Here is a 22,225-nt window from a genome sequence, read left to right as displayed (position 1 = left end):
GCCATGCGGGAAATCGGCGACCGCGCCAGCGGCATTCTGAGCTACTTCACCCGCCACGCCACCGCCGCCAACCTGCTTTTGGTGGTGCTGATATTGGCGGGAATCGCCGCTATGCCACGCATGCGGGCGCAGTTCTTTCCGGATGTGATTGTTGACAAAGTGACAGTTTCGGTTGTCTGGGAGGGGGCAGGGGCCGAAGATGTCGATGCGGCGATTGTACAGGTGATGGAGCCTGCCCTGCTTGCTGTGGAAGGTGTGGAGAGCACCGCCTCGCGCTCCACCGAGGGCAGCGCCCGCATCACGCTGGATTTTGAGCCCGGCTGGGATATGGCCCGCGCGACCGATGACGTCCAAGTTGCCGTGGACGCGGTAAACACCTTGCCAACTGAAGCTGAAGACCCAACGGTCCGGCGCGGCGCTTGGCGTGATCGTGTCACCGATGTGGTCATCACCGGTCCTGTGGACATTGATCAGATCGCGCGATTTGCCGATGAATTTGTCGCGCGGCTTTATACCGAGGGTGTCACCCGCACCACCATTCGCGGCTTGGCTGAACGGCAGACCATTGTCGAAGTATCCTCTGTGGATCTGATCACCCACGACATCTCCATGGAGCAAATCGCGCAGGCCGTGGCGCAAGAGGTCAACGCAGACCCGGCTGGCGACGTAACGGGGGCCTTTGCTCGTGTGCGCACAGGGGTGGAAAAACGCGCCCCGGATGAGATCGCCGGCATTGTGCTGCGCTCCAATTCCGATGGCACCAAACTGACCGTGGACGACGTGGCCACTCTGCGCGTTGAGGGCGTGGATCGCAACCGCACCTATTTTGTTGGCGAAGATCCAGCAATTTCAGTTCGTGTAGATCGGACAGAGGCCGGGGATGCCATTGCGATGCAGGCGGTGGTTGAAGATGTTGCAGCCGAGATGCAGGCGACCTTGCCGCAAGGCGTGAAAATCGAGCTGATCCGCACCCGCTCAGAGGCGATTACCGGACGTTTGAACCTGTTGATTGACAACGGTCTGATGGGGCTGGCTCTGGTGATCGTGCTGTTGTTCTTGTTCCTGAATGCCCGCACGGCCTTCTGGGTGGCCGCTGGTATTCCAACGGCGATGTTTGCCGCCGTAGCTCTGATGTATGCGGCCGGGCTCACGATCAATATGATCTCGCTGTTTGGCCTGATCATCACACTCGGTATTGTGGTCGACGATGCAATTGTGGTGGGAGAACACGCCGACGCCCGCGCGCGCCGCCTCAATGAGACACCATTTGTAGCGGCCGAAAACGCCGCCAAACGCATGTCGCTGCCGGTGTTTTCCTCCACCATCACCACCGTGATTGCCTTCTTTGGCCTAACCTTTATTGGCGGTCGCTTTGGCGATCTGATTGCGGACATCCCGTTCACAGTGATTGTGGTGCTGATGGCGTCTCTGGTCGAATGCTTCCTGATCCTGCCACACCACATGGCACATGCCATTAAAAACTCCGCCAAAGAGCATTGGTACGATGTGCCCTCCCGCGTGGTGAACCGCGGCTTCCGCTGGGTGCGCGAAACTCTGTTCCGCCCCTTCATGCGCTTTGTGATCTGGGCACGGTATCCTGTCATGGCGGTGGCCGTGGTTGCTCTGGCCACGCAAGCGGCGCTGTTCATAGGCGGTGACGTAAAATGGCGCTTTTTCAACGCGCCGGAACGCGGCTCGGTGACCGGTAACTTCGCCATGCTGCCAAGCGCCTCTCGCGCCGACAGCCTGGCGATGATGAAAGAGATGCAACGGGCCACAGAAGAATTGGGCAAAGACTACGAGGAGCGGTTTGGTACCAACCCTATGGACTATGTCATTGCGGAGATAGGCGGTAACTCCGGCCGCTCCATTCCCGGCTCAGAGAGCCTTGATCCTGATCTGCTGGGCAGCATTGCCATTGAACTCATCGATGCCGACCTGCGCCCCTATTCCAGCTTTGCCTTCGTCGGCGAGCTGCAAGACCGTGTCGCGCGCCACCCCTTGGTGGAAACCATCAGCTTCCGAGGCTGGCGCTCCGGTCCCGGCGGTGATGCGCTGGACGTACAGTTCTCCGGCGCTGACAGCGAAACGCTCAAATCCGCCAGCGAAGCCTTAAAAACCGCGCTGGAAGAGTTTGGTGAGGTCTCCGCCGTCGAGGACAACCTCAGTTACGACAAAGAAGAGCTGATCCTAGAGCTGACCCCGCAAGGTCGCGCGCTGGGCTTTTCCATTGACGCCCTAGGTAAGGTCTTGCGCCATCGCCTCAACGGCATCGAAGCTGCCACCTATCCCGACGGCCCCCGCAGCGCCGCGATCCGCATTGAGCTGCCCGAAGGGGAACTCACCGCAGACTTCCTAGAAGGCAGCCTGATGCGCACCCCAAACGGGGCTTACGTGCCGCTCGCAGATGTTGTGACCGTGCAAAGTCGCACCGGCTTCTCCACCGTGCGCCGTGAAAACGGCGTGCGCCTGATCTCTGTGACCGGCGATATCTCTGAGGATGACCCGGCCCGCGCCGAAGCCATCCTGGAACAGCTGCGCAGCGACATTCTACCGACCATTGCCAGCGAAAAGCAGGTCGAATGGCGACTCGCAGGCTTGGCGGAGCAGGAAGACGAGTTCCTCAATGACGCCCGCTCAGGACTGATCCTTTGTCTTGCCGGCATCTATCTGGTGCTGGCCTGGGTGTTCTCAAGCTGGACCCGCCCTATGGTGGTTATGGCGATCATTCCCTTTGGTCTGGTCGGTACGATCTATGGCCATTGGTGGCACAACGTGCCGCTGTCGATGTTCACGGTTGTTGGCCTGCTGGGCATGACCGGCATCATCATCAACGACAGCATCGTGCTGATCACCACAATTGACGACTACGCCAAAGACCGCGGGGTGATCCCTTCGATCATTGACGGCGCCGCCGACCGATTGCGCCCAGTGTTCCTAACCACGGCCACCACCGTGTTGGGCCTTGCTCCTCTGCTGTTTGAACGCAGCGCGCAGGCGCAGTTTCTCAAACCTACCGTGATCACACTGGTCTACGGGTTGGGTTTTGGCATGTTGCTTGTGCTTCTGGTGGTGCCGGCTTTGGTGGCGATCCAGTATGATGTCACCCGCCAGATGCAGGCCCTGCGCCGCGCCCCCCGTGCCAAAGGCATACGCGCTGGCGTGCTCTTGTGTGCAACAGTTATCGCTGCATGGCTGGTGGCAACTTTCGGCTGGGTGTTGCTGAACGGTGAGATTCATCCGCTTCTGGCGCAAGCTGGCCTGCCCACGGAAACCTTCAACAGCACTTTCCCAGCGCTGTTGCTGTTCCTCGTCGGGGCATGGTTAATTTCGTTCGGAGGCTATTTGGTCGGCGTCGCCTGGATGATGCTGCGCGGACGCAACAAATCAGCATCAGCCTGAGCAGCCAATAATATCCACCGCATGGTTGGCACCCAGCACGGTGAACCGCAGATCGGCGCGGTTCACCATGAAAGAACTGGCGTCCACATGCATCATCTCGGTTTCGGTCACCAATGCGCCGCCCTGGCGTTTGGTGGTGCCTTCCGCCACCCAGACATGGGGATCGGCGGTTTCCACCACCGCCACTTCAGAACCGCCAGCGCTGGGCATGTGAATGGTCGCCTTTAGCGCCACACCGTTTGAGGTTGGCGACAGTTTGCAAGTCACTTTGCCGACGCCGGCTTCGCGTGCCGTTAACGGCTGATCCACCAGCGCCGCTGTAATCTCCGCATCGCGCGCGCCACTGGGCGGCAGCTCTGCTTTCACTTTTAGGCGTTGCGGCACACAGATATCGCGGCAAACACCTATATCCAACGTGGCTTTCAACCGCACCGGCTTGCCTGCATCTTTCGGCGCAATCCGCACCGGCAACACAAGTTCATCACTGTAGCCAATCGAGCGCATGCCGTTTTGGTTAAACACTTCCGGTGTAGGCCACTCCAGCGCCACGCTGCCCATATTGCGCGATCCGCTCCAGGTGATCTGCGGTGGAATGCCCGCGTCCCCCGGCGCGCGCCAATAGGTCTTCCAGCCGGGGTTCAGGGTGATCTTCACCGCCGCCATATGGTTGCCCTCCGCGTCGCGCCAGCCGGGCAAAACCTCGGCCTGCACCACCTGATCAAAGGATTGCGCAGATGCACTTGCAGGCAAAAGGGCAGGGGCGATCAGCGCGGCTAGCGCCAGCGAGGGGAGGAGGGAGTGTGTCTTCATGCCCCACACATGGGCCAAACCGGGTTAAAATCCAACTCACAATCCGATCAGAAAACCGAGAGCGATTGAAACAGTTTGCTTACCTCTTGCGTCTACTCTCTGGGAAACACATGTTGAAAGAAGACGTCGACATTCAACGTATGAGGTCCCCTTGGACACGACACAAGACACTGACACACAAATGGATTTAACCGGACAGCTGCTCATCGCCATGCCTGGCATGAGTGACCCGCGTTTTGCCCATTCGGTGGTGTTCCTCTGTGCACATTCGTCAGATGGCGCCATGGGGTTGATCGTGAACAAGGCGATTGATGGCGTGAAGCTTTCGGATTTGTTTGAGCAGCTCTCGATCAAACCCAAATCCCCTGAGTCGGCCTCTTCTCTGCATTTTGGCGGCCCAGTTGAAACCGGGCGTGGCTTTGTGCTGCATTCGCCAGAATACAAATCCGACCTGTCTAATCTCGAAGTTGGCGCGACCTTTGCCCTGACCACAACACAGGACATTCTCGACGACATGGCGCAGGATTTGGGGCCGCATAAGGCGCTCACCTTGCTGGGCTACAGCGGCTGGGGGCCAGGGCAATTGGAAAACGAGATCAGCGACAATGGTTGGCTGATTGCGGATGCCACCGATCAGATTGTCTTTGACACCAAGAACTCGGACAAATGGGCCGAGGCGCTTAAGAGCATTGGGGTGGATCCGCTAACGCTCAGCTCCGCGGCAGGACACGCGTAAGTCCTTTTTCTATTTTATGTATCCCGGGGTGCAGCCGCGCGGCGCAGCCGGTCATTGATTGCGCGCCCAAGTCCATGGTCCGGAATGGGCGAGACCGCAATAGGCGCATCGCCATCGGCGTCCAGCGCGTGCAGGTGGTGGAATAGGTTGGCGGCGGCTTCGGTCAAATCGCCGGCTGCGCTGAGGTTCAAAGTCGCTCCATCAACCTTGCCAAACCCCAACAGGCGCTCGCCGTTCACGATCTCGACCGCGTTCAGGCGCACCGACGCGCCAGGCGCGTAGTGAGACAGCATTTGCCCCGGTGCCATAAGCGGATCAGCTTCCGAGCGGATCACAACCGGACGTCCCAGAGCGGCTTCAATTGCTTCCTGTGGCAACCCACCGGGGCGCAACAAAGTGGGCTCGTCAAACAGGCCCAGAATGGTGCTTTCCACGCCAACCCCACAGTCGCCGCCGTCCACCACAGCCTCGATCCGACCGGATAGGCCATTGATCACATGCTGCGCGCGGGTGGGGCTGATTTTGCCCGATGGATTGGCGGACGGTGCGGCCACTGGCCCGTCAAATGTGGACAGCAAAGCTTGCGCCACCGGGTGTTCCGGCACGCGGATCGCCAAGGTTGGCAGGTTGGCCGTCACAAGTAGCGACAATCCAGAATCATCTCGCAGTGGCAGCACAAGGGTGAGCGGCCCGGGCCAGAAGGCGGCGGCCAGACGGTCTGCCATGTCATTCCAATGCACGTAGCGTTTTGTCGCAGCCACATCCGCCACGTGCACAATCAACGGATTGAAAGTGGGGCGGTTTTTGGCCTCAAAAATCCGCGCTACAGCTTTGTCCTGACGCGCGTCTGCGCCAAGCCCGTATACCGTTTCCGTCGGGAAAGACACCAATCCGCCCCCCTGCAAAACCGATGCTGCGCGCGCAAAGCCAGTGGCGTCGGGGGAGAGGGGTTCTGTGTCCACGGGGCGCTCCTGTGACGCTGCGTTTTTCTGTGATCGGTTCAACAAGGCCCTTATCGTAAGGCCCAAAGCTGCATACAAGCAGCCGCAAGTAATGCCAAGCCTGCCGGAGAGACCGATGCCCTTTCGCGCCCCAGTAACCGATATTCAGTTCCTTTTTGACCACGTGGTGGATTTTGCAAAAGTCACCTCCACCGAGCGCTTTGCCGACGCGGACCGCGACACCACCGAGGCGATCCTGCTGGAAGCGGGCAAGATGGTTGAGGAGGTCATGGCGCCGATCAACCGCAACGGCGATCTGACCCCGGCGGTTCTGGAAAACGGCGTTGTGCGCACCTCTCTAGGTTTTGCCGAAGCCTACAAAGCCATTGCCGAAGGCGGCTGGATTTCCACTTCCGCCTCGCCGGAATACGGCGGCATGGGTCTGCCCCACACCATCACCACCGCGGTGAATGAGATGATGGCGGCTGGTTGCCTGTCGCTGCAACTCAACCCGCTGATGACCCAAGGCCAGATCGAAGCGCTAGAGCATCATGCCTCTGAGCAGATCAAAGCCACCTATCTGGAAAAGCTGATCACCGGTGAATGGGCTGGTACCATGAACCTGACCGAGCCTGCCGCAGGCTCCGATGTCGGTGCATTGCGCTCTAAAGCCGAGCCCAATGGCGACGGCTCTTACGCCGTGACAGGTCAGAAAATTTACATCAGCTGGGGCGACAACGACTTCACCGGCAACGTCTGCCACCTCGTGCTGGCCCGTCTGCCCAATGGCGTGCCCGGCACCAAAGGCATCAGCCTCTTCATAGTGCCGAAATACATCCCGGATGAAAACGGCAACCCCGGCGTGGCCAACACTCTGGGAGTGGTGAGTCTGGAGCACAAAATGGGTCTGCACGGCTCCCCTACGGCGGTGATGCAGTTTGATGGCGCCAAAGGCTGGCTCGTAGGCGACGCGCATGACGGCATGAAATGCATGTTCACCATGATGAACAACGCCCGTCTGGGTGTGGGCGGTCAGGGTGTTGGCGCTGCGGAAGGCGCCTACCAGAAGGCGCTGGACTACGCGATGGAGCGCAAACAGGGCCGCACTCCGGTTGAAGGCGGCGGCACCATTGTGGACCACGCTGACGTGCGCCGCATGCTGGCCGGTATGAAGGCAGACATCTTTGCCGCCCGCGCCATCGAAATGGCCTGTGCCGTGGCGATCGACATGGGCACCGCCACCGGTGACAAGGATTGGAAAGCCCGCGCCGCCTTTCTGACCCCGATTGCTAAGGCCTTCGGCACCGATGTGGGCATCAAGGTCTCTGAAGATGGTGTGCAAGTCCACGGCGGTATGGGCTTCATCGAGGAAACCGGTGCGGCGCAGTATTCCCGCGATGTGCGCGTGACAGCGATCTATGAGGGTACCAACGGTATCCAATCCATGGACCTCGTGGCCCGCAAGCTGATGGACGGGGGCGACGCCGCCTATGCGCTGCTTGATGAAATCGAAGATTGCGCTGAAAAAGTCCGCGAGAGCATGTCTGATTTGGCCGAGCCGCTGTGGCAGGCCACCGAGACCCTGCGCGAAGCCACCGAATGGATGGTTGCGCAAGGCAACATGAACGACCGCTTTGCCGGCTCCGTGCCCTTCCTGCGCGGCTTTGCTCGCGTGCTGGGCGGCTACTTCCACCTGCGCGCCGCCATTGCCGAAGGCGGCGACGGCGCACGCACGCGCCTGGCCCGTTTCTACATGCAGCGCCTGCTGCCGGAACACGCCGGTGTGCTGGTGCACGCGATGCAGGGCGCAGATGACCTCTATGCGATCACGCCAGAAGATCTGGGCGCAGCCTGATGAAAGACGGCGCGGCAGGCATTCGCTACCCATGGGACACCCCTCCGGCGGAGGGGGAGGCCATCGAAGTGGCCACTGGTGTCCTCTGGATGCGCCTGCCGTTGCCGATGAAGCTCGACCACGTCAACATCTACGCGTTGGACGAAGGCGACAGCTGGACCATTGTCGACACCGGCTTTGACAGCAAACGTGGCCGCGCCATCTGGGAAACCCTGATGGCCGGTCCGCTGGGCGGCAAACCGATCTCGCGCGTTGTGGTCACCCACCACCACCCCGATCATGTTGGCCTCGCCGGTTGGTTCCAAACCGAGCACGGCGCCAGCCTTTGGACCACCCGTACGGCTTGGCTCTTTGCGCGCATGCTGCAACTGGACGAACAGGCGGTGCCACGTCAGGAAACGCTGGATTTCTATCGCGCCTGCGGCATGGACGAGGAAATCTACAACCAACGTGCCAGCGAACGCCCGTTCAATTTTGCCGACGTCGTCGCGCCGATGCCTCTGGGTTTCAAACGCATCAAGCAGGATGACGTGATCGAGATGGGCGGTCGCAGATGGACCGTACATATCGGCAACGGCCATGCGCCGGAGCACGCCACCTTCTGGTCCCAGGATGACAACCTTGTGCTGTCGGGCGATCAAATTCTGCCCTCGATCAGCTCCAACATTGGCGTCTACGCGACCGAACCCGAGGCCGATCCGGTTGCCGACTGGCTCGAAGCCTGCGAACGTCTCAAGCAATATGCCCGGGACGATCAACTGATCCTCGGGGGGCACAAGCTGCCCTTCACCGGTGCGCCTTTGCGGATGAAGCAACTGATCGAAAACCACCACGGTGCACTCAAGCGCCTGTTGGAGCATCTGGACACGCCACAAACCGCCGCAGAGTGCTTCCTTCCGCTGTTCAAACGCCAAATTGATGGGGGGGCTTACGGTCTTGCTTTGGTCGAAGCCCTTGCACATCTCAACCATCTTTACCAAGTTGGCGCTGCAAGCCGCACGACGCGCGAAGACGGCGCGTATCTGTGGCAACGAATAGACTGACAGGCGCGAACACCTATGACTGATGAGATCAAAACCACCGCGGAAGCCATCGAAGCGGAGGCTTTGCCACGCTTGTACGAGGTGCATTCTGACCCTGATGCGGAAACCGTTGCGGTGCCCGACGACATCGCCAAACAGCCGGTGAAACAGAAAAGTGCGGCGGAATGGGCCTATGAACGCCTGATCCTCTACATTCAGAACTTCGAAAAGCAGCTCGATAACGAGCACGAAGTGGCCATGGGCTTTGTCGGCGGCGAAGCGGGTGTGTTGCGCATCGAGGGCATGGGCTTCTTTGATCCAGATATCGTGACCTTTTATGGCACCGACAGCAGCGGCATCAAAACCCAATTGGTGCAGCACGTTAGCCAGCTCAACGTCATGCTTCGGGCTTTGCCAAAACAGAAAGACACTGGCGAGGCCCCCTCCCGGATTGGTTTCCGATTGGCCGAGGGGCTGAAGAAAGACAGCGCCTAAACGCTATGCACCACCCTGCGACACCTGAGTGGGTGACAGGGCCAGATGAATCAGCTATCCAGCGCTCTAGCAACAGGAAGGATTACCCAGATGGCAGAACACAAGCACGGCTCGATGAACATCGAAGCACAGGAAAAAGCATTTGAAGGCTTTATCAAATGGTCCACCTACGTGTCGGTTGCCGCGATTGCCGTTTTGATTTTCCTGGCGCTGTTCAACAGCTGATCGCGTCTCGCCGGGGTTCTCAGGTATGAATGTTTTGGTACGTGGTTTGGCGCTTGTGGCGCTGGTCGCTTCAGTGTCGGCCTGTTCGGTGCGCAATCCGGCGTCCAGCAACTCGCCGGACGCCGCTGTGGAGGCCGCGCGTTATGTGCATGACGGCCCTAAACAGCTGACGCTCTACACCATGATCTCCAACGAGAGCGGCTCCGGCGCGCATACCTCGTTGATGATCAATGGCAGCCAGCGCGTGGCGTTTGACCCGGCTGGCTCCTTCCGCAAAGAGGACGCGATCGTTGCAAAAAACGATGTGGTCTACGGCATGACACCTTATATGGTGGATCAGTACACCCGCTTTCATGCGCGCGAGACCTACCATGTGGTGGTGCAGTCCATCGACGTGAGCCCGCAGGTTGCGGAGATGGCCCTGCGCGGCGCCGAGTCGCTGGGTCCGGTGACCGAGGCACAATGTGCAAAATCTACCTCTGCGCTGTTGAAGACCTTGCCGGGTTTTGAGGATGCGCCGCAGTCTTATTATCCGCGCAAGTTGATGGACTACTTTGCCGACAAAGGCGCGACCTATGATCGTCTGTTTGAGTACGACGACGACGACAAGTCCAAGGTGCTCGCCGCCTTTGTCCCGGAATACGAACGTCAGTAAGATCTCGAAAATGATGCACAGAAGCGCCCCAAGGGGCGCTTTTTTGTGCGCGCATCGCCACAGTCGCAAAACAGCCGTGATACCGACGCAATACCGACGTGGATTTTAGAGGAAATACAGCCCCAGAAACAACGCCGCCGCGCCGCTGAAAATCGCCGCCAAAACGTTCTTAGTGGCATAGCCCACGCCAAGCGTCACTGCCGCCGCCGCCAGCCGCGCTGGGTCCGGTTGCCCTTCCGTTGCCGCAGGCCACAGCACAAGTGGTGCCACCAGCCCTGGCAGTACAGCCACAGCCGTATAGCGCAAATGGCGCAGCACCCACTCAGGCAATTCCCGGTCGCCGATCACGCCCAAAAACAGGAAGCGCAACCCAAAGCTGCCCATCCCCATGGCGACAATGATCACCCAGACGGTTGTGCTCTCACTCATGCCATGTCCCTGTTTTCGGTGCGCAATTCCACAAAGGCCCCAGTCATCATACCTGCAATCCCTGCCGCGATCAGGCCCAGGTTCCAGGGCAGGAAGGCGAAGAGCAGCGCGCAGATGACCGAGACCACTGCCGCCGCAACATGCGCCTTGGTGCGCAGCATTGGACCAATCATCGCAAGGAAGGTGATGGGCACCGCAAAATCGAGCGCAAAGCTGTCTGGAATGGACTGTCCCACTAAAGCACCTACCAGCGTTGCAAGGTACCAATTTGGCAGAACCGGCGCGATAACCCCTGCAAAATAAGAGGTTTTTTGCGCCAGCGTCATCTCCGGACGCTTCTCATATTCCATGACCGAAAGCGCATAGCTTTGATCTACCAGACTATAAGCTACTAACGCCCGCCGCCACACTGGCAACGGCCCAAGGTGCGGCGTCATAGAGGCCGAGTACATCGCCATCCGCAGGTTCACTGCCAGTGCTGAGGCGATCACCACAATGGTTGGCGCATTGTCCGCCATCAACTGCAGCGCTGTGAACTGCGCGGCACCTGCGATCACCACAATCGAAAAGCTCATGACCTGCACCAAAGGCAGTCCTGCCTCGGTGGCCACAACGCCAAACAACATGCCAAACGGCCCGACCACCAGCACAAACGGCAACCCATCCCGGAAGCCGCGCCAGAAGGTGGATCTATCCCAATATGACGCCATAAAAGCCTCGCTGAAATGTACCTTAGTCGGGGTAGCGAGTTGGCCACGGCTGCGCAAGCGTTGTGAACGCAAGGTCGCAGCAAAGTTTTTGATGGTGGCAATACAAAAAAATCATCACTAGTTTGCCCACTAATCAACGGAGGACACCCATGGCAGACGCGCCGGACTTGGCACAATATCTGATTGCCCCTGATCCCAAAGCGCCACGCTTGACCCGCGCCGTCACTGGCGTGGATCACCTTGGGCAGGAAACCGAAATTTCCGTTGTAGAAGAACGGCCTCTGACGATTTACCTCAACAGCCAGGAAATCGTGACAGCCATGACCATTGGCGACTATCCGGAGTATCTGGCGGTTGGTTTTCTGCGCAATCAGGGCATGTTGCGCGACGGTGATGTTGTCACGCGGGTGGACTATGATGAAGAGCTCGAAGTGGTTGTCGTGCGCACCGAAACAGAGACCAATCACGAAGAGAAACTCAAGAAAAAGACCCGTACATCGGGCTGTGCCGTGGGCACCGTTTTTGGCGACATGATGGAAGGCTTGGAAGGGGTAGAGCTGCCTCAGACGCAGGTCAAAACCAGCGACCTCTATGCGCTCGCCAATACCATCAATCGCACGCCGTCGCTGTATCTGGAGGCCGGTGCCATTCATGGCACTGTGCTCTGCCAAGGCGCGCGGCCGTTGGTCTATATGGAGGACGTTGGCCGGCATAATGCGGTCGACAAAATCTCTGGGTGGATGTTTCAGCACGGAGAAGTAGCGGCGGATAAGATGCTCTACACCACCGGTCGGCTCACGTCCGAGATGGTGATCAAATGCGCCTTGATGGGCATTCCCGTTCTTGCATCTCGTTCCGGGTTCACCGCTTGGGGCGTGGAGATCGCGCGCCAAGTGGGGCTTACCGTAATTGGCCGGATGCGAGGCCAGCGTTTTGTCTGCCTCAGTGGCGAGGAGCGCTTGCTGCGCGATGTTGATCCAGCCAGTGTGCCGGACGAGGGCAAAAAGCACGCGCGTAAAGGGGGATATGGTCGATGAAACAACCCCTTGGCGTGATTTTGGCGGGAGGCCAGGCCACCCGCATGGGCGGTGGCGATAAGGGCCGCTTGGCCTTAGGTGGCAATACCATTTTGCAGCACGTGATCGACCGTTTGGAGCCACAGGTGGCTGGCATGGCGCTCAACGCCAATGGCGACCCAGCGCGGTTTGCGGATCTGGAACTACCTGTAATTCCGGACTCTCTGGCGGAGTTTCCTGGGCCTTTGGCTGGTGTGTTGGCCGGTCTGGACTGGGCGGCAGAGCAGGGGGCGGATGCGATTGTGACGGCCGCAGCCGACACGCCATTCTTCCCCTGTGATTTGGTGCCACAACTCTTGCTGGCTTCTGAAGCCAGCCCGCATCCGCTCGCCTTGGCCGCTTCGGGAAAGCCGGGCGGCAAACTCTGGCGACAGCCGACCTTTGGGCTCTGGCCCGTGGCTCTGCGGGAGGACTTGAGGGCAGCCTTGGAAGCAGGCTTGAGAAAAGTTGTGATCTGGACGGACAAACATGATGCAGGTCAAGCCGCCTTTGTGCAAAGCGGGATAGACCCTTTCTTTAATGTGAATACACCGGAAGATCTTGAAGAGGCGCGCCGGATTGCTGGAGAGATGGAATAACAATGCAAATCTATGGCGTTGTCGGGTGGAAAAATTCGGGCAAAACCGGGTTGATGGAACGTTTGGTGACCGAAATCACGGGGCGCGGCTTTAGTGTGTCCACAGTCAAACATGCGCATCACAGCTTTGACGTGGATCACCCGGGTAAGGACAGCCACCGCCATCGGGTGGCTGGGGCGCGGGAGGTCTTGTTGGCGTCCAAAAGCCGCTGGGCGTTGATGCATGAGTTGCGCGATGAAGATGAGCCAACGCTTGAGGACCTGCTCACCAAGCTCTCAGATGTCGATCTGGTGCTGGTGGAAGGCTATAAACGGGATGCCCACCCCAAGGTCGAAGCGCATCGTCAGGAGACCGGCAACGCGCTGATTTCGCCGGAAGATCCGACCATTCGCGCAATTGCCAGCGACGTGGCGCTGGAAAACGACAAACCGGTATTTGACTTGAACGATACAAAGGCAATTGCTGATTTTATTCTGTCTGACTTGGGGATGAGCGCGTCACCCGCCGGTTAGGAGGCCCATATGTCCAAGCAAAATGAACTGGTGCCGCCGCCTCTGAAAAACGATTGTTTTTCTTTGCCCGCGGACACGCATTGGACGCCTGTGTCTGAAGCCCTGACGCTTCTAAAGGAACGACTTCATGTATGTGTTGACACGGAAACGGTCCCGCTGTTTGCAGCCTTGGGCCGGATCGTGGCAGAGGATGTTGTCGCGCGGCGGTCCAATCCGCCACAGCCGAACTCTGCGGTGGATGGCTACGGGCTGCATCATGCCGATATCATTGAAGGGCCGCAAACGCTGCCATTGGTGGCAGGTCGATCAGCTGCGGGTGACCCGTTTGAAGGAGAACTGCCTTCCGCTCACGCTGTACGCATCCTCACAGGGGCCACCGTGCCTGAAGGCGTGGACACTGTGATCCTGCAAGAAGACGTGACCACCGATGGCACGGCAATTGCCTTTCACGGTCCGCTCAAAAAAGGCAGCAATACCCGAAAGGCAGGGGAGGACGTAGCCGTCGGCGGTGTCATCCTCGCCAAAGGCCAGCGCATTACGCCTGCCGATCTGGCCTTGGCGGCCGCAACAGGCGTGTCACAGCTGTTGGTGTTCAAGCGCTTGCGTGTGGCGGTGGTTTCCACCGGAGACGAGTTGGCGGAGCCAGGTCAGGACGCGCGGCCAGATCAGATTTTTGACGCGAACCGCCCCATGCTGCTTGCTATGATCGCCCAATTTGGTTTTGAGCCCATAGACATGGGCCGCGCGCCGGATGATCGTGACGCCTTAAAAAGTTTCTTGGATGAAGCTGCAAGTTCTGCGGATATGATCCTGACTTCCGGCGGTGCCTCTGCGGGCGATGAGGACCACATGTCCGCCTTGCTCAATGAAACCGGTTCCATGACGCTGTGGCGGCTGGCAATCAAACCGGGCCGTCCATTGGCTCTGGGGATGTGGGCTGGCACGCCTGTGTTTGGCTTGCCGGGCAACCCTGTGGCGGCAAAGGTTTGCACGTTGATTTTCGCCAAACCCGCTATGGACGCTTTGGGCGGTGCCGGATGGCAGGAACCGGTGGCGCAACGGGTACCCGCGGCTTTTGCAAAGTCCAAGAAAGCTGGGCGGCGCGAATATCTGCGCGCGCGCTTGCGGGACGGGCGGGCGGAGGTGTTCAAATCCGAAGGTTCCGGGCGGATCAGTGGGTTGAGCTGGGCTGAAGGGTTGGTGGAGCTACCAGACGACGCCATGGACGTAGAGGAGGGCACGGAGGTGCTTTACTACCCTTACTCCGCGTTTGGGCTGTAGATGTGAAAAAGGCGCTCGATGGCGCGCCTTTTTTAGTCGAAGATCCCGGCCACGCGGCCTAGCAGCATAAAGGCGCGGGCGGTGCGGGTTTCCGAGAGGGCCGCAATGTCCGCGTCTGATGCGGTTTCTTCAAACTCCACAAAGCACTTATCAAAACGGCGCAAGAAGTGATGCGCGGCGTCGCGGAAGATCGGGTCTTGTTTCATGCGACCTGCAGCCAGCGCCAGCGAACTGCGGTCACGCACACCGCCCAAGGCCGCAATTGGCTTCCCACGTTCGCCACTTGCAAACCGGCGCCAGATTTCCGGGCGTGCTAAGTCTGGGCGCAGGTCGTCCATGTAGATGCCGTCCTGACTCAGTAGCGTCAGAACATCCTGGCTGGCTTGAATCAGTTGGGCCGCTTGACGGTCCCGCAGCGCTTTGCGTAACGCGGCAAAGCCTTCGGCATCATCGGCGTTTTCCGGGAAGTTCAGGGCTTGGATGAAATCTGAACGGGGCAGAGGCGGGGACAGTTCTTCAGCAGGTGTTCCCAAGGCCAGGGTGCCCTGATCCGCCTGGTCGTCCTTCACAGGCTCGGCTTCCTGTGATTTGCGGATGCCATCATCACGGTCGCGGCTCGACGAAAAAGTCGCCAGCGCAGTTTCCGTTTTCCGCGTCGCCGCCGCAATCTCGTCGAGCTTCTTCGCGACCGAAGGCTCCACGCCTTGCTGTGCCTGCACGCCCTGAGCCTGATTGACATAAGTGCGGCGCATGGCGTCGATCGCCGCCTGCAAGCGGGCGCTCTCTTCGCGCATAACGCGGGAAGACCGCGCAGCTGTGGCCGCCACCCAGATCATCGCAACCGGCATGAAGACTGCCAATAGCGTCATGAGGAACTGCAGGCCGCTGCTGCCATCAACCGGATTGTGCTCCAGCACCAGGAAAAACACCACAGACCCCACCAGCCAAACAAAGCTTAGGCCCACCGCAATCAACTCGATTGAAGTGACTTTGGGGCCGTTTGGTTTGTCATAGATGCCCAGCGGCGTTGGCTGGGAATCGGTGTCGTCTGTCATGCGGGGCCGCATCTTAACTATCTGGTTCACTGATAAGAAATACTGAGAACTTCGTAACTTTTCTCGCCGCCCGGCGTGCGGACTTCGACGCTGTCGCCTTCTTCTTTGCCAATCAAAGCACGTGCGATGGGCGATTTGATGTTGAGCAGGCCTTTTTCGACATTGGCTTCATGTTCGCCGACAATCTGCCAGGTCTTTTCTTCGTCGGTGTCTTCGTCCACCAATGTGACGGTTGCGCCAAACTTAATAGCACCGGAGAGGGACGCTGGATCAATAACTTCCGCCAGGCCAATCACCGCTTCCAGTTCCTTTACACGCCCTTCGATGAACCCCTGTTTTTCACGTGCAGAATGGTATTCTGCGTTTTCTTTCAGGTCGCCTAGCTCGCGCGCAGAGGCAATCGCCTCGATGATCGCGGGGCGTTCCACCGTTTTCAACTGCTTCAATTCCGCTTCGAGCGCCGAGTGCCCGGCGCGGGTCATTGGTATTTTTTCCATGGGTGCGGTCCCGTTGGTCTTTGGCCGCCTAAAAGGCCGGGCGGCGGGTATGTTTTATGTACTAGCACGGCAGAGTGCCCTGAGACCTCTTTCAAATGCAAGAGGGGGAAACAATGCAAGTAGAAATACGTTGTGCCGCCGCAAAATTACGCAAATGGGGCGAAATGTCGTGGGGTTCCGATTGACGTATTGATTATAGTCGGGCTAGCAGGTGCGAAAGATTATTACCCAGCGATCCGAAAGGGGAAGCCAATGTCGGAAATCGAACGCGAAGCCATGGAGTATGACGTTGTCATCGTTGGTGCGGGTCCTGCTGGCCTATCGGCAGCGATCCGTCTGAAGCAATTGGACGCGGACCTTGATGTTGTGGTCTTGGAAAAAGGGTCCGAGGTGGGTGCGCACATTCTTTCAGGTGCTGTTCTGGACCCTTGTGGTTTGGACGCGCTGATTCCTGACTGGAAGGCCAAAGGCGCGCCGCTGAACACGCCGGTGAAGGAAGATAATTTCTATATGCTGGGCGAGGCGGGCGAAATTCGCGTGCCAAACTTCCCGATGCCGCCGCTGATGAACAACCACGGCAACTACATTGTGTCCATGGGCAACGTCTGCCGCTGGATGGCGGAGCAGGCGGAAGAGCTTGGAGTTGAAATCTTCCCAGGTATGGCCTGCTCTGAGCTGGTTTATGGCGACAATGGTGAAGTCAAAGGCGTGGTCGCCGGTGTCTTTGGTTTGGAAGAAGATGGATCTTACGGACCAAACACCGAGCCAGGAATGGAACTGCACGGCAAATACGTGTTCCTGTCTGAAGGCGTACGTGGGTCCCTCGCCAAAGAGGTGATTGCGAAATACAATCTTCAGGACGGCAAAGAACCGCAAAAGTTTGGCGTTGGCATGAAGGAGATCTGGGAGATCGACCCTGCCAAGCACAATCTCGGCGAAGTGACCCACACGATGGGCTGGCCGCTGGGTAAGAACGCGGGCGGCGGGTCCTTCATCTATCACCTGGAAAATAACCAAGTGTATGTCGGCTTTGTGGTGCACCTGAACTACAAGAACCCACACCTCTTCCCTTACATGGAGTTCCAGCGCTTCAAGCACCACCCAAAGGTTGCCGAGCTGTTGGAGGGCGGCAAGCGGGTTGCGTACGGCGCGCGGGCAATCTCGGAAGGTGGCTATCAATCCATGCCGAAAATGGTGGCGCCTGGTGTGGCGCTCCTGGGCTGTTCCGTGGGTATGGTCAACGTGCCGCGTATCAAAGGCAACCACAATGCGATGCTTTCCGGGAAAGCGGCCGCTGAAGCAGCGTTTGATGCGATCAAGGCTGAGCGTTCTGGCGACGAGCTTACCGCATATGAAACCGAGGTGCGCAGCGGTGCGATTGGCAAGGACCTGAAGAAGGTGCGCAATGTGAAGCCGATCTGGTCCAAATGGGGTCTGACAGCTTCCTTGATGCTTGGCGGCTTGGACATGTGGACCAACACATTTGGTTTCTCTCTTTTTGGTACCGTCAAGCATGGCAAAAATGATGCCGACGCGACCGAGGAAGCCAGCAAACACAAGCCGATTGAATACCCGAAGCCAGACGGCAAGCTGTCCTTTGACCGCCTGACAAACGTCAGCTTCTCGATGACCAACCACGAAGAAAGTCAGCCGTGTCACCTGCGTCTCGCCGACGGCGGTGTGCCGGTTTCGGTGAACCTGCCGAAGTTTGCGGAGCCTGCACAGCGCTATTGCCCCGCTGGTGTATACGAAGTGGTCGAAGAGGAGGGTAAAGACCCTCGCTTTGTTGTGAACTTCCAGAACTGTGTACACTGCAAAACGTGCGACATTAAAGATCCAAGCCAGAACATCACGTGGGTTACGCCACAAGGTGGCGATGGGCCTAACTACCCGAACATGTGATCTAACACGCGGAAATTTTACCAAAACATGGGGCGGCCAACGGGTCGCCCCATTGCGTGTTGGCAGCCCCCCGACTACCTTTGCTGGAAAGTCAGTGCATGGGAGTCTCACGTGGCCGGTCAATTTCTAAAAACAGTGGCGATCACCGCGCTATTGGCAACCACGTCTTTGCCGGTTCATGCGGACAGCATGGCCGGGGCCTACTTGGCTGCGCGACAGGCGAGCTATGGCTCGGATTATACCGAAGCAGCGCGCTATTACAGTGACGCATTGACCAAAGATCCGAGCAACCCGTTGTTGCAGGAAAACGCAGTGTTGGCGTTTTTGTCTCTTGGCCAGATCGATCGCGCGATGCCGATCGCGCGGAAGATGGATTCGGATGGGCATCAAAGCCAACTAGCGGAGATGGCGATCACCGCAGGCTTGGTTGAGGACGAAAACTATGCCGAGCTGGCCGCGCGTTTGGAAAGTGCAGGGGTTGGCCCCCTAGTGGACGGACTGATGAAAGCCTGGGCGCAGATTGGCCGCGGGGCAATGTCCGAAGCCCTCGCCGCTTTTGACGAAGTGTCTAAGGAGCAAGGACTTGGAGGCTTTGCGGCCTATCACAAAGCTTTGGCTCTGGCATCTGTAGGGGACTTTGAGGGAGCACATGCGATTTTCCTCGAAGGTGCCATGAATGGCATGCAGTCGACCCGCCGTGGGGTTGTGAGCGAAGTGGAGATTCTGTCTCAACTAGAGCGCAATGAAGAGGCTATCCAGCGTCTGGACACTGCCTTTGGGGCCGACCTTGATCCGGAACTGCGCATGCTGCGCGAGCGTCTTGAGGCGGGCGAGGTGTTGCCATTCACGCATGTTGGCTCGGCAGCTGATGGGATTGCGGAAGTGTACTTCTCGATCGCCAATGCGCTGCGAAATGAAGCCAATGCGGATTACACCTTGCTCTATGCGCGTTTGGCGGAGTTCCTGCGGCCGGACCACACAGAAGCTCTGTTGCTAACGGCGGAATTGCTGGAAACGCTTGGCCGATATGAGTTGGCATCACAGACCTATCAGAAAGTGTCTGCCGATGATCCGTCTTTTCATGCGGCGGAGCTTGGTCGTGCAGAAGCCCTGCGTGAAGCTGGCAAAATCGAGGCGGCGATGGAGGTTCTGGAATCGCTGACGCGAAGCCAACCGGACTTGCCTTACGTGCACACCGCGCTCGGGGATCTGCGTCGGCAGGAGAAAGACTTTGAAGGGGCGATTGCGTCTTATGACACCGCTATCAGCCTCTATGACACGCTGGAGATGCGGCAGTGGTTCTTGTTTTACGCCCGCGCGATCAGTCATGAGCGGCTCGACAACTGGGAGGCTGCCGAGGCAGATTTTCGAAAAGCGCTGGAGCTAAACCCCGAGCAGCCGCAGGTGTTGAACTACCTTGGCTATTCCTTGGTAGAGAAGCAGATCAAGCTTGATGAGGCGCTGGATATGATCGAGCGCGCCGTCGCCGCTCGCCCGGACAGCGGCTATATCGTGGACAGTCTTGGTTGGGTTTTGTTCCGTCTTGGCCGTTATGAAGAAGCCGTTGGGCATATGGAACGCGCGACGGAATTGATGCCTGTTGATCCAGTCGTAACGGATCACTTAGGCGACGTATATTGGGCGGTTGGTCGCAAGCTTGAGGCGCAGTTTCAGTGGCGGCGAGCGTTGAGCTTTGTGGACGAGGAAACGGCTGAAGAAGCCAAGCCAGATCGTATTCGCCGCAAGCTTGAAGTTGGTTTGGACGTCGTACTGGAAGAGGAAGGCGCGGAGCCTTTGGCGGCCAAAGACGGTAATTAAAGCCTTTGCGCCGCCAGTTGAAAACTGGCGGCGCGGTTTGTTTAGTTCAGGCGGGCGACAACGTAGTCGGCGATGTCTGACAACAGTCCCCGGATTTCGTGGTCCGGAAGTTTTTTCACCGCGTCCTTGGCTTTTTCTGCCCAAGCCAATGCGTCGTCGCGGGTGCGATTCAAAGTGTTGTATTTGTCCATCAGGGCCAACGCATGATCTAGGTCGCCGTCTTCTTGGCGGCCTTTTTCAATTGTGCGTTCCCAGAAGCTGCGCTCCTCGTCGCTGGCTTGTGCAACAGCTTTGATCACAGGCAGCGTTAACTTTCTTTCGCGGAAATCGTCGCCCACGTTCTTGCCGGTCTGGGCTGAGTCGCCCTGGTAGTCGAGCAGGTCATCCGCGATTTGGAAGGCGATGCCGAGGGCGTCGCCGTAGTCAAACAGGGCCTGCACATCCTCCGCAGACGCGCCCGCAATCACGCCGCCGACTTCGGTGGCGGCAGAAAACAGCGCGGCGGTCTTTCCTCGTACCACCTGCAGGTAAATATCTTCGTTGGTGGAGAGGTCTGTGGCGGCGGTGAGCTGCAACACTTCGCCTTCCGCAATGGTGGCGGAGGCATTGGACAGGATGCGCAACACGTCGATGTTGTTGGTTTCGGTCATCAGCTGGAAGCTGCGCGAAAACAGGTAATCCCCCACCAGAACCGAACTTTTGTTGTCCCAGAGCAGGTTGGCTGTCGGACGGCCACGGCGCTGTTCACTTTCGTCGACCACATCATCGTGCAGCAGGGTTGCGGTGTGAATGAACTCGACCGTTGCGGCCAGATGCACATGGTAGGGGCCGTCGTAGCCGCAGAGTTTTGCCGCGGCCAAAGTCAGCATCGGGCGCAGACGTTTGCCGCCAGCGCCAACCAGATGTGCGGTGACTTCGGGAATGCGTGGGGCGTGTTTGGAGGCCATACGCTCTTCGATCAGCGTGTTCACCGCTTCCATATCATCGCGCAGCAGAACTGCGAGGGCTTCATGCGGCTTGCTGGCAGCGTGATCGAGACTCATTTTGGACTTCCTGTCGCGAGGGGTCGACATTGGCCGCTCCCTAACCTTAGATCGTTATTATGAAAGAGCTTTTGCGTAGCACAGATCCGACCACCATCGCCTTCGCCACCGCCCTGCTTCAGGGAGAGGGTATAGACTGCTTTGAAATGGACGTAAACATGAGCGTCCTGGAGGGCAGCATTGGCATACTGCCGCGCCGGTTGATGGTGCGGAGCCAAGATTTGCAGCAAGCTGAACGGGTTATGCTGGATAACGAGATTGCATTGGGGCGGTCCTTGTGAGTGCGGCGCTGACGCAGAACGATTTTTTGAGCGGACGCGTGACCTTATGGCAACCCAAGGACGGATATCGCGCTGGGGTTGATCCAGTTTTGTTGGCCGCAACGATCCCGGCAAAGCCTGGGCAGCAGGTTTTGGAACTGGGCAGCGGGGCCGGGGCGGCGTTTTTGTGCCTGGCGGCGCGGGTGCCGGATCTGACGGTGCATGCGGTCGAGTTGCAGCCGGAATACGCAGCTTTGGCGCAGCGCAATGCCAAGGACAACGGGGCGGATGCAACCATCTGGGAAGCAGATTTGGCGGCTTTGCCACTAGAATTGCGGCAAATGCAGTTTGACCATGTTCTGGCCAATCCACCGTATTTTGATCGCACCGCCAGCACGGCAGCGCAGGACGCGGGACGCGATGTGGCGATGGGGGAAGACACGCCGTTGCGAGTTTGGATTGAGGTGGCAGCCAAGCGCCTTGCACCAAAAGGCACAGCGACCTTTGTGCATCGTGCGGAGCGGCTGCCGGATTTGCTTTCGGGCATGCAGGATGTGCTTGGTTCGCTGCAGGTATTGCCATTGCAGGCGCGGGCCGGACGGGACGCCAATCTGGTGCTGGTGCGCGGGGTGAAAGGCGGGCGGGCCGCGTTTCGTCTGCATGCGCCTGTGCGCCTGCATGAGGGTGACAAACACACCCAAGATGGGGAGAGCTACACAGCCCAAATCAGCGCGGTTTTGCGAGACGGGGCGGCGCTGCTTTTCCCTTAAAACGTTAACGCAACGCTCGGGTCAGTAAGGCTGTCCGATTCGGCAAAAAACCACGTCGGTATCGCGTCGGTACTACGACTGTTTTACGACAGCGTCGGCGGAAATTCTCCAGTGTTAAGAATATGTCACAAGTGGCGCGTGACTTGCGGCAAA

At 58.6% G+C, this 22,225-nt stretch carries 22 protein-coding genes; 15 read left to right on the top strand and 7 right to left on the bottom strand.

Annotation, left to right across the window (positions count from 1 at the left end):
* Positions 1 to 3 precede the first annotated feature (3 nt).
* A complete protein-coding gene (locus tag SIB38_RS18890; protein ID WP_412550810.1) occupies positions 4 to 3,402 on the top strand; it encodes an efflux RND transporter permease subunit in 3,399 nt (1,132 codons plus the stop codon).
* On the opposite strand, the gene SIB38_RS18885 is transcribed toward SIB38_RS18890, so the two are convergent.
* On the bottom strand, positions 3,394 to 4,212 hold the full coding sequence (locus tag SIB38_RS18885) for a protein-disulfide reductase DsbD domain-containing protein (protein WP_294116489.1): 819 nt from the start codon (positions 4,210 to 4,212) through the stop codon (positions 3,394 to 3,396). The two genes, SIB38_RS18890 and SIB38_RS18885, sit on opposite strands and share 9 nt — an antisense overlap.
* A gap of 151 nt (positions 4,213 to 4,363) precedes the next feature.
* On the opposite strand from SIB38_RS18885, the gene SIB38_RS18880 reads away from it, so the two are divergent.
* Positions 4,364 to 4,948, top strand: coding sequence for a YqgE/AlgH family protein (locus SIB38_RS18880; protein WP_294116488.1), 585 nt, complete (start codon positions 4,364 to 4,366; stop codon positions 4,946 to 4,948).
* Between the two features lie 14 nt (positions 4,949 to 4,962).
* Here SIB38_RS18880 and SIB38_RS18875 read toward each other — a convergent pair whose 3' ends face one another.
* Positions 4,963 to 5,910: an L-threonylcarbamoyladenylate synthase gene (locus SIB38_RS18875; RefSeq protein ID WP_412550809.1), complete on the bottom strand. Its 948-nt coding sequence runs from the start codon at positions 5,908 to 5,910 to the stop codon at positions 4,963 to 4,965.
* 115 nt (positions 5,911 to 6,025) lie between these two features.
* Here SIB38_RS18875 and SIB38_RS18870 point away from each other — a divergent pair, with 115 nt between their 5' ends.
* The 5 genes from SIB38_RS18870 to SIB38_RS18850 all read left to right on the top strand — a co-directional run bounded on the left by SIB38_RS18870 (position 6,026) and on the right by SIB38_RS18850 (position 10,141).
* Positions 6,026 to 7,744 (top strand): acyl-CoA dehydrogenase, encoded by a 1,719-nt coding sequence (locus SIB38_RS18870; RefSeq protein WP_412550808.1) that lies wholly within the window; start codon positions 6,026 to 6,028, stop codon positions 7,742 to 7,744.
* Positions 7,744 to 8,787 (top strand): MBL fold metallo-hydrolase, encoded by a 1,044-nt coding sequence (locus SIB38_RS18865; protein ID WP_294116485.1) that lies wholly within the window; start codon positions 7,744 to 7,746, stop codon positions 8,785 to 8,787. Before SIB38_RS18870 ends, SIB38_RS18865 begins: the two co-directional genes overlap by 1 nt.
* Positions 8,788 to 8,802: 15 nt before the next feature.
* The gene (locus SIB38_RS18860; protein WP_294116484.1) at positions 8,803 to 9,261 is read left to right on the top strand and encodes a DUF6173 family protein; all 459 of its coding nucleotides are present in this window, start codon (positions 8,803 to 8,805) and stop codon (positions 9,259 to 9,261) included.
* Between the two features lie 90 nt (positions 9,262 to 9,351).
* Entirely contained in the window at positions 9,352 to 9,486 is a 135-nt protein-coding gene (locus SIB38_RS18855; RefSeq protein ID WP_294116483.1) for an aa3-type cytochrome c oxidase subunit IV, read from the top strand.
* Between the two features lie 25 nt (positions 9,487 to 9,511).
* A complete protein-coding gene (locus tag SIB38_RS18850; RefSeq protein WP_294116482.1) occupies positions 9,512 to 10,141 on the top strand; it encodes a hypothetical protein in 630 nt (209 codons plus the stop codon).
* Between the two features lie 105 nt (positions 10,142 to 10,246).
* Here the strand turns inward: SIB38_RS18850 and SIB38_RS18845 are convergent, their stop codons facing one another.
* Both SIB38_RS18845 and SIB38_RS18840 read right to left on the bottom strand, forming a co-directional pair.
* Positions 10,247 to 10,570 (bottom strand): AzlD domain-containing protein, encoded by a 324-nt coding sequence (locus tag SIB38_RS18845; protein ID WP_294116481.1) that lies wholly within the window; start codon positions 10,568 to 10,570, stop codon positions 10,247 to 10,249.
* Positions 10,567 to 11,280 (bottom strand): AzlC family ABC transporter permease, encoded by a 714-nt coding sequence (locus tag SIB38_RS18840; RefSeq protein WP_412550807.1) that lies wholly within the window; start codon positions 11,278 to 11,280, stop codon positions 10,567 to 10,569. The genes SIB38_RS18845 and SIB38_RS18840 overlap by 4 nt, the downstream gene beginning before the upstream one ends.
* A 149-nt stretch (positions 11,281 to 11,429) precedes the next feature.
* Here SIB38_RS18840 and SIB38_RS18835 point away from each other — a divergent pair, with 149 nt between their 5' ends.
* From SIB38_RS18835 to glp, 4 genes are read left to right on the top strand one after another with little or no spacing between them, the layout of a single operon-like run.
* A complete protein-coding gene (locus SIB38_RS18835) occupies positions 11,430 to 12,317 on the top strand; it encodes a formate dehydrogenase accessory sulfurtransferase FdhD (protein ID WP_294116478.1) in 888 nt (295 codons plus the stop codon).
* A complete protein-coding gene (gene mobA / locus SIB38_RS18830; protein ID WP_412550806.1) occupies positions 12,314 to 12,934 on the top strand; it encodes a molybdenum cofactor guanylyltransferase MobA in 621 nt (206 codons plus the stop codon). Before SIB38_RS18835 ends, mobA begins: the two co-directional genes overlap by 4 nt.
* Before the next feature lie 2 nt (positions 12,935 to 12,936).
* Positions 12,937 to 13,446: a molybdopterin-guanine dinucleotide biosynthesis protein B gene (mobB, locus tag SIB38_RS18825; RefSeq protein ID WP_294116475.1), complete on the top strand. Its 510-nt coding sequence runs from the start codon at positions 12,937 to 12,939 to the stop codon at positions 13,444 to 13,446.
* Positions 13,447 to 13,455: 9 nt separating this feature from the next.
* Positions 13,456 to 14,727 (top strand): gephyrin-like molybdotransferase Glp, encoded by a 1,272-nt coding sequence (gene glp, locus SIB38_RS18820; protein WP_294116474.1) that lies wholly within the window; start codon positions 13,456 to 13,458, stop codon positions 14,725 to 14,727.
* Between the two features lie 32 nt (positions 14,728 to 14,759).
* Here the strand turns inward: glp and SIB38_RS18815 are convergent, their stop codons facing one another.
* Positions 14,760 to 15,782 carry a hypothetical protein gene (locus SIB38_RS18815; protein WP_412550805.1) on the bottom strand — a complete coding sequence of 341 codons (1,023 nt, stop codon included), beginning with the start codon at positions 15,780 to 15,782 and terminating at the stop codon, positions 14,760 to 14,762.
* 26 nt (positions 15,783 to 15,808) lie between these two features.
* Complete coding sequence (gene greA / locus SIB38_RS18810; RefSeq protein ID WP_294116471.1) at positions 15,809 to 16,279, bottom strand: transcription elongation factor GreA; 471 nt, start codon at positions 16,277 to 16,279, stop codon at positions 15,809 to 15,811.
* A gap of 252 nt (positions 16,280 to 16,531) precedes the next feature.
* Between greA and SIB38_RS18805 the strand changes: the two genes are divergently transcribed.
* Both SIB38_RS18805 and SIB38_RS18800 read left to right on the top strand, forming a co-directional pair.
* Positions 16,532 to 18,181, top strand: a complete 1,650-nt coding sequence (locus SIB38_RS18805) for an electron transfer flavoprotein-ubiquinone oxidoreductase (protein ID WP_294116469.1) — start codon at positions 16,532 to 16,534, stop codon at positions 18,179 to 18,181.
* A gap of 111 nt (positions 18,182 to 18,292) precedes the next feature.
* Positions 18,293 to 19,999, top strand: a complete 1,707-nt coding sequence (locus SIB38_RS18800; protein WP_412550804.1) for a tetratricopeptide repeat protein — start codon at positions 18,293 to 18,295, stop codon at positions 19,997 to 19,999.
* 41 nt (positions 20,000 to 20,040) lie between these two features.
* On the opposite strand, the gene SIB38_RS18795 is transcribed toward SIB38_RS18800, so the two are convergent.
* Positions 20,041 to 21,042, bottom strand: coding sequence for a polyprenyl synthetase family protein (locus SIB38_RS18795; protein ID WP_294116467.1), 1,002 nt, complete (start codon positions 21,040 to 21,042; stop codon positions 20,041 to 20,043).
* 59 nt (positions 21,043 to 21,101) lie between these two features.
* Between SIB38_RS18795 and SIB38_RS18790 the strand changes: the two genes are divergently transcribed.
* Both SIB38_RS18790 and SIB38_RS18785 read left to right on the top strand, forming a co-directional pair.
* Complete coding sequence (locus tag SIB38_RS18790; RefSeq protein WP_294116466.1) at positions 21,102 to 21,323, top strand: DUF2007 domain-containing protein; 222 nt, start codon at positions 21,102 to 21,104, stop codon at positions 21,321 to 21,323.
* Positions 21,324 to 21,361: 38 nt separating this feature from the next.
* Entirely contained in the window at positions 21,362 to 22,072 is a 711-nt protein-coding gene (locus tag SIB38_RS18785; protein ID WP_294116465.1) for a tRNA1(Val) (adenine(37)-N6)-methyltransferase, read from the top strand.
* Positions 22,073 to 22,225: the final 153 nt, after the last annotated feature.

The sequence above is a fragment of the Shimia sp. MIT910701 genome (assembly GCF_047126315.1).
Taxonomy (GTDB): domain Bacteria; phylum Pseudomonadota; class Alphaproteobacteria; order Rhodobacterales; family Rhodobacteraceae; genus Shimia.
This window is presented reverse-complemented; position numbering and strand designations above follow the sequence as displayed.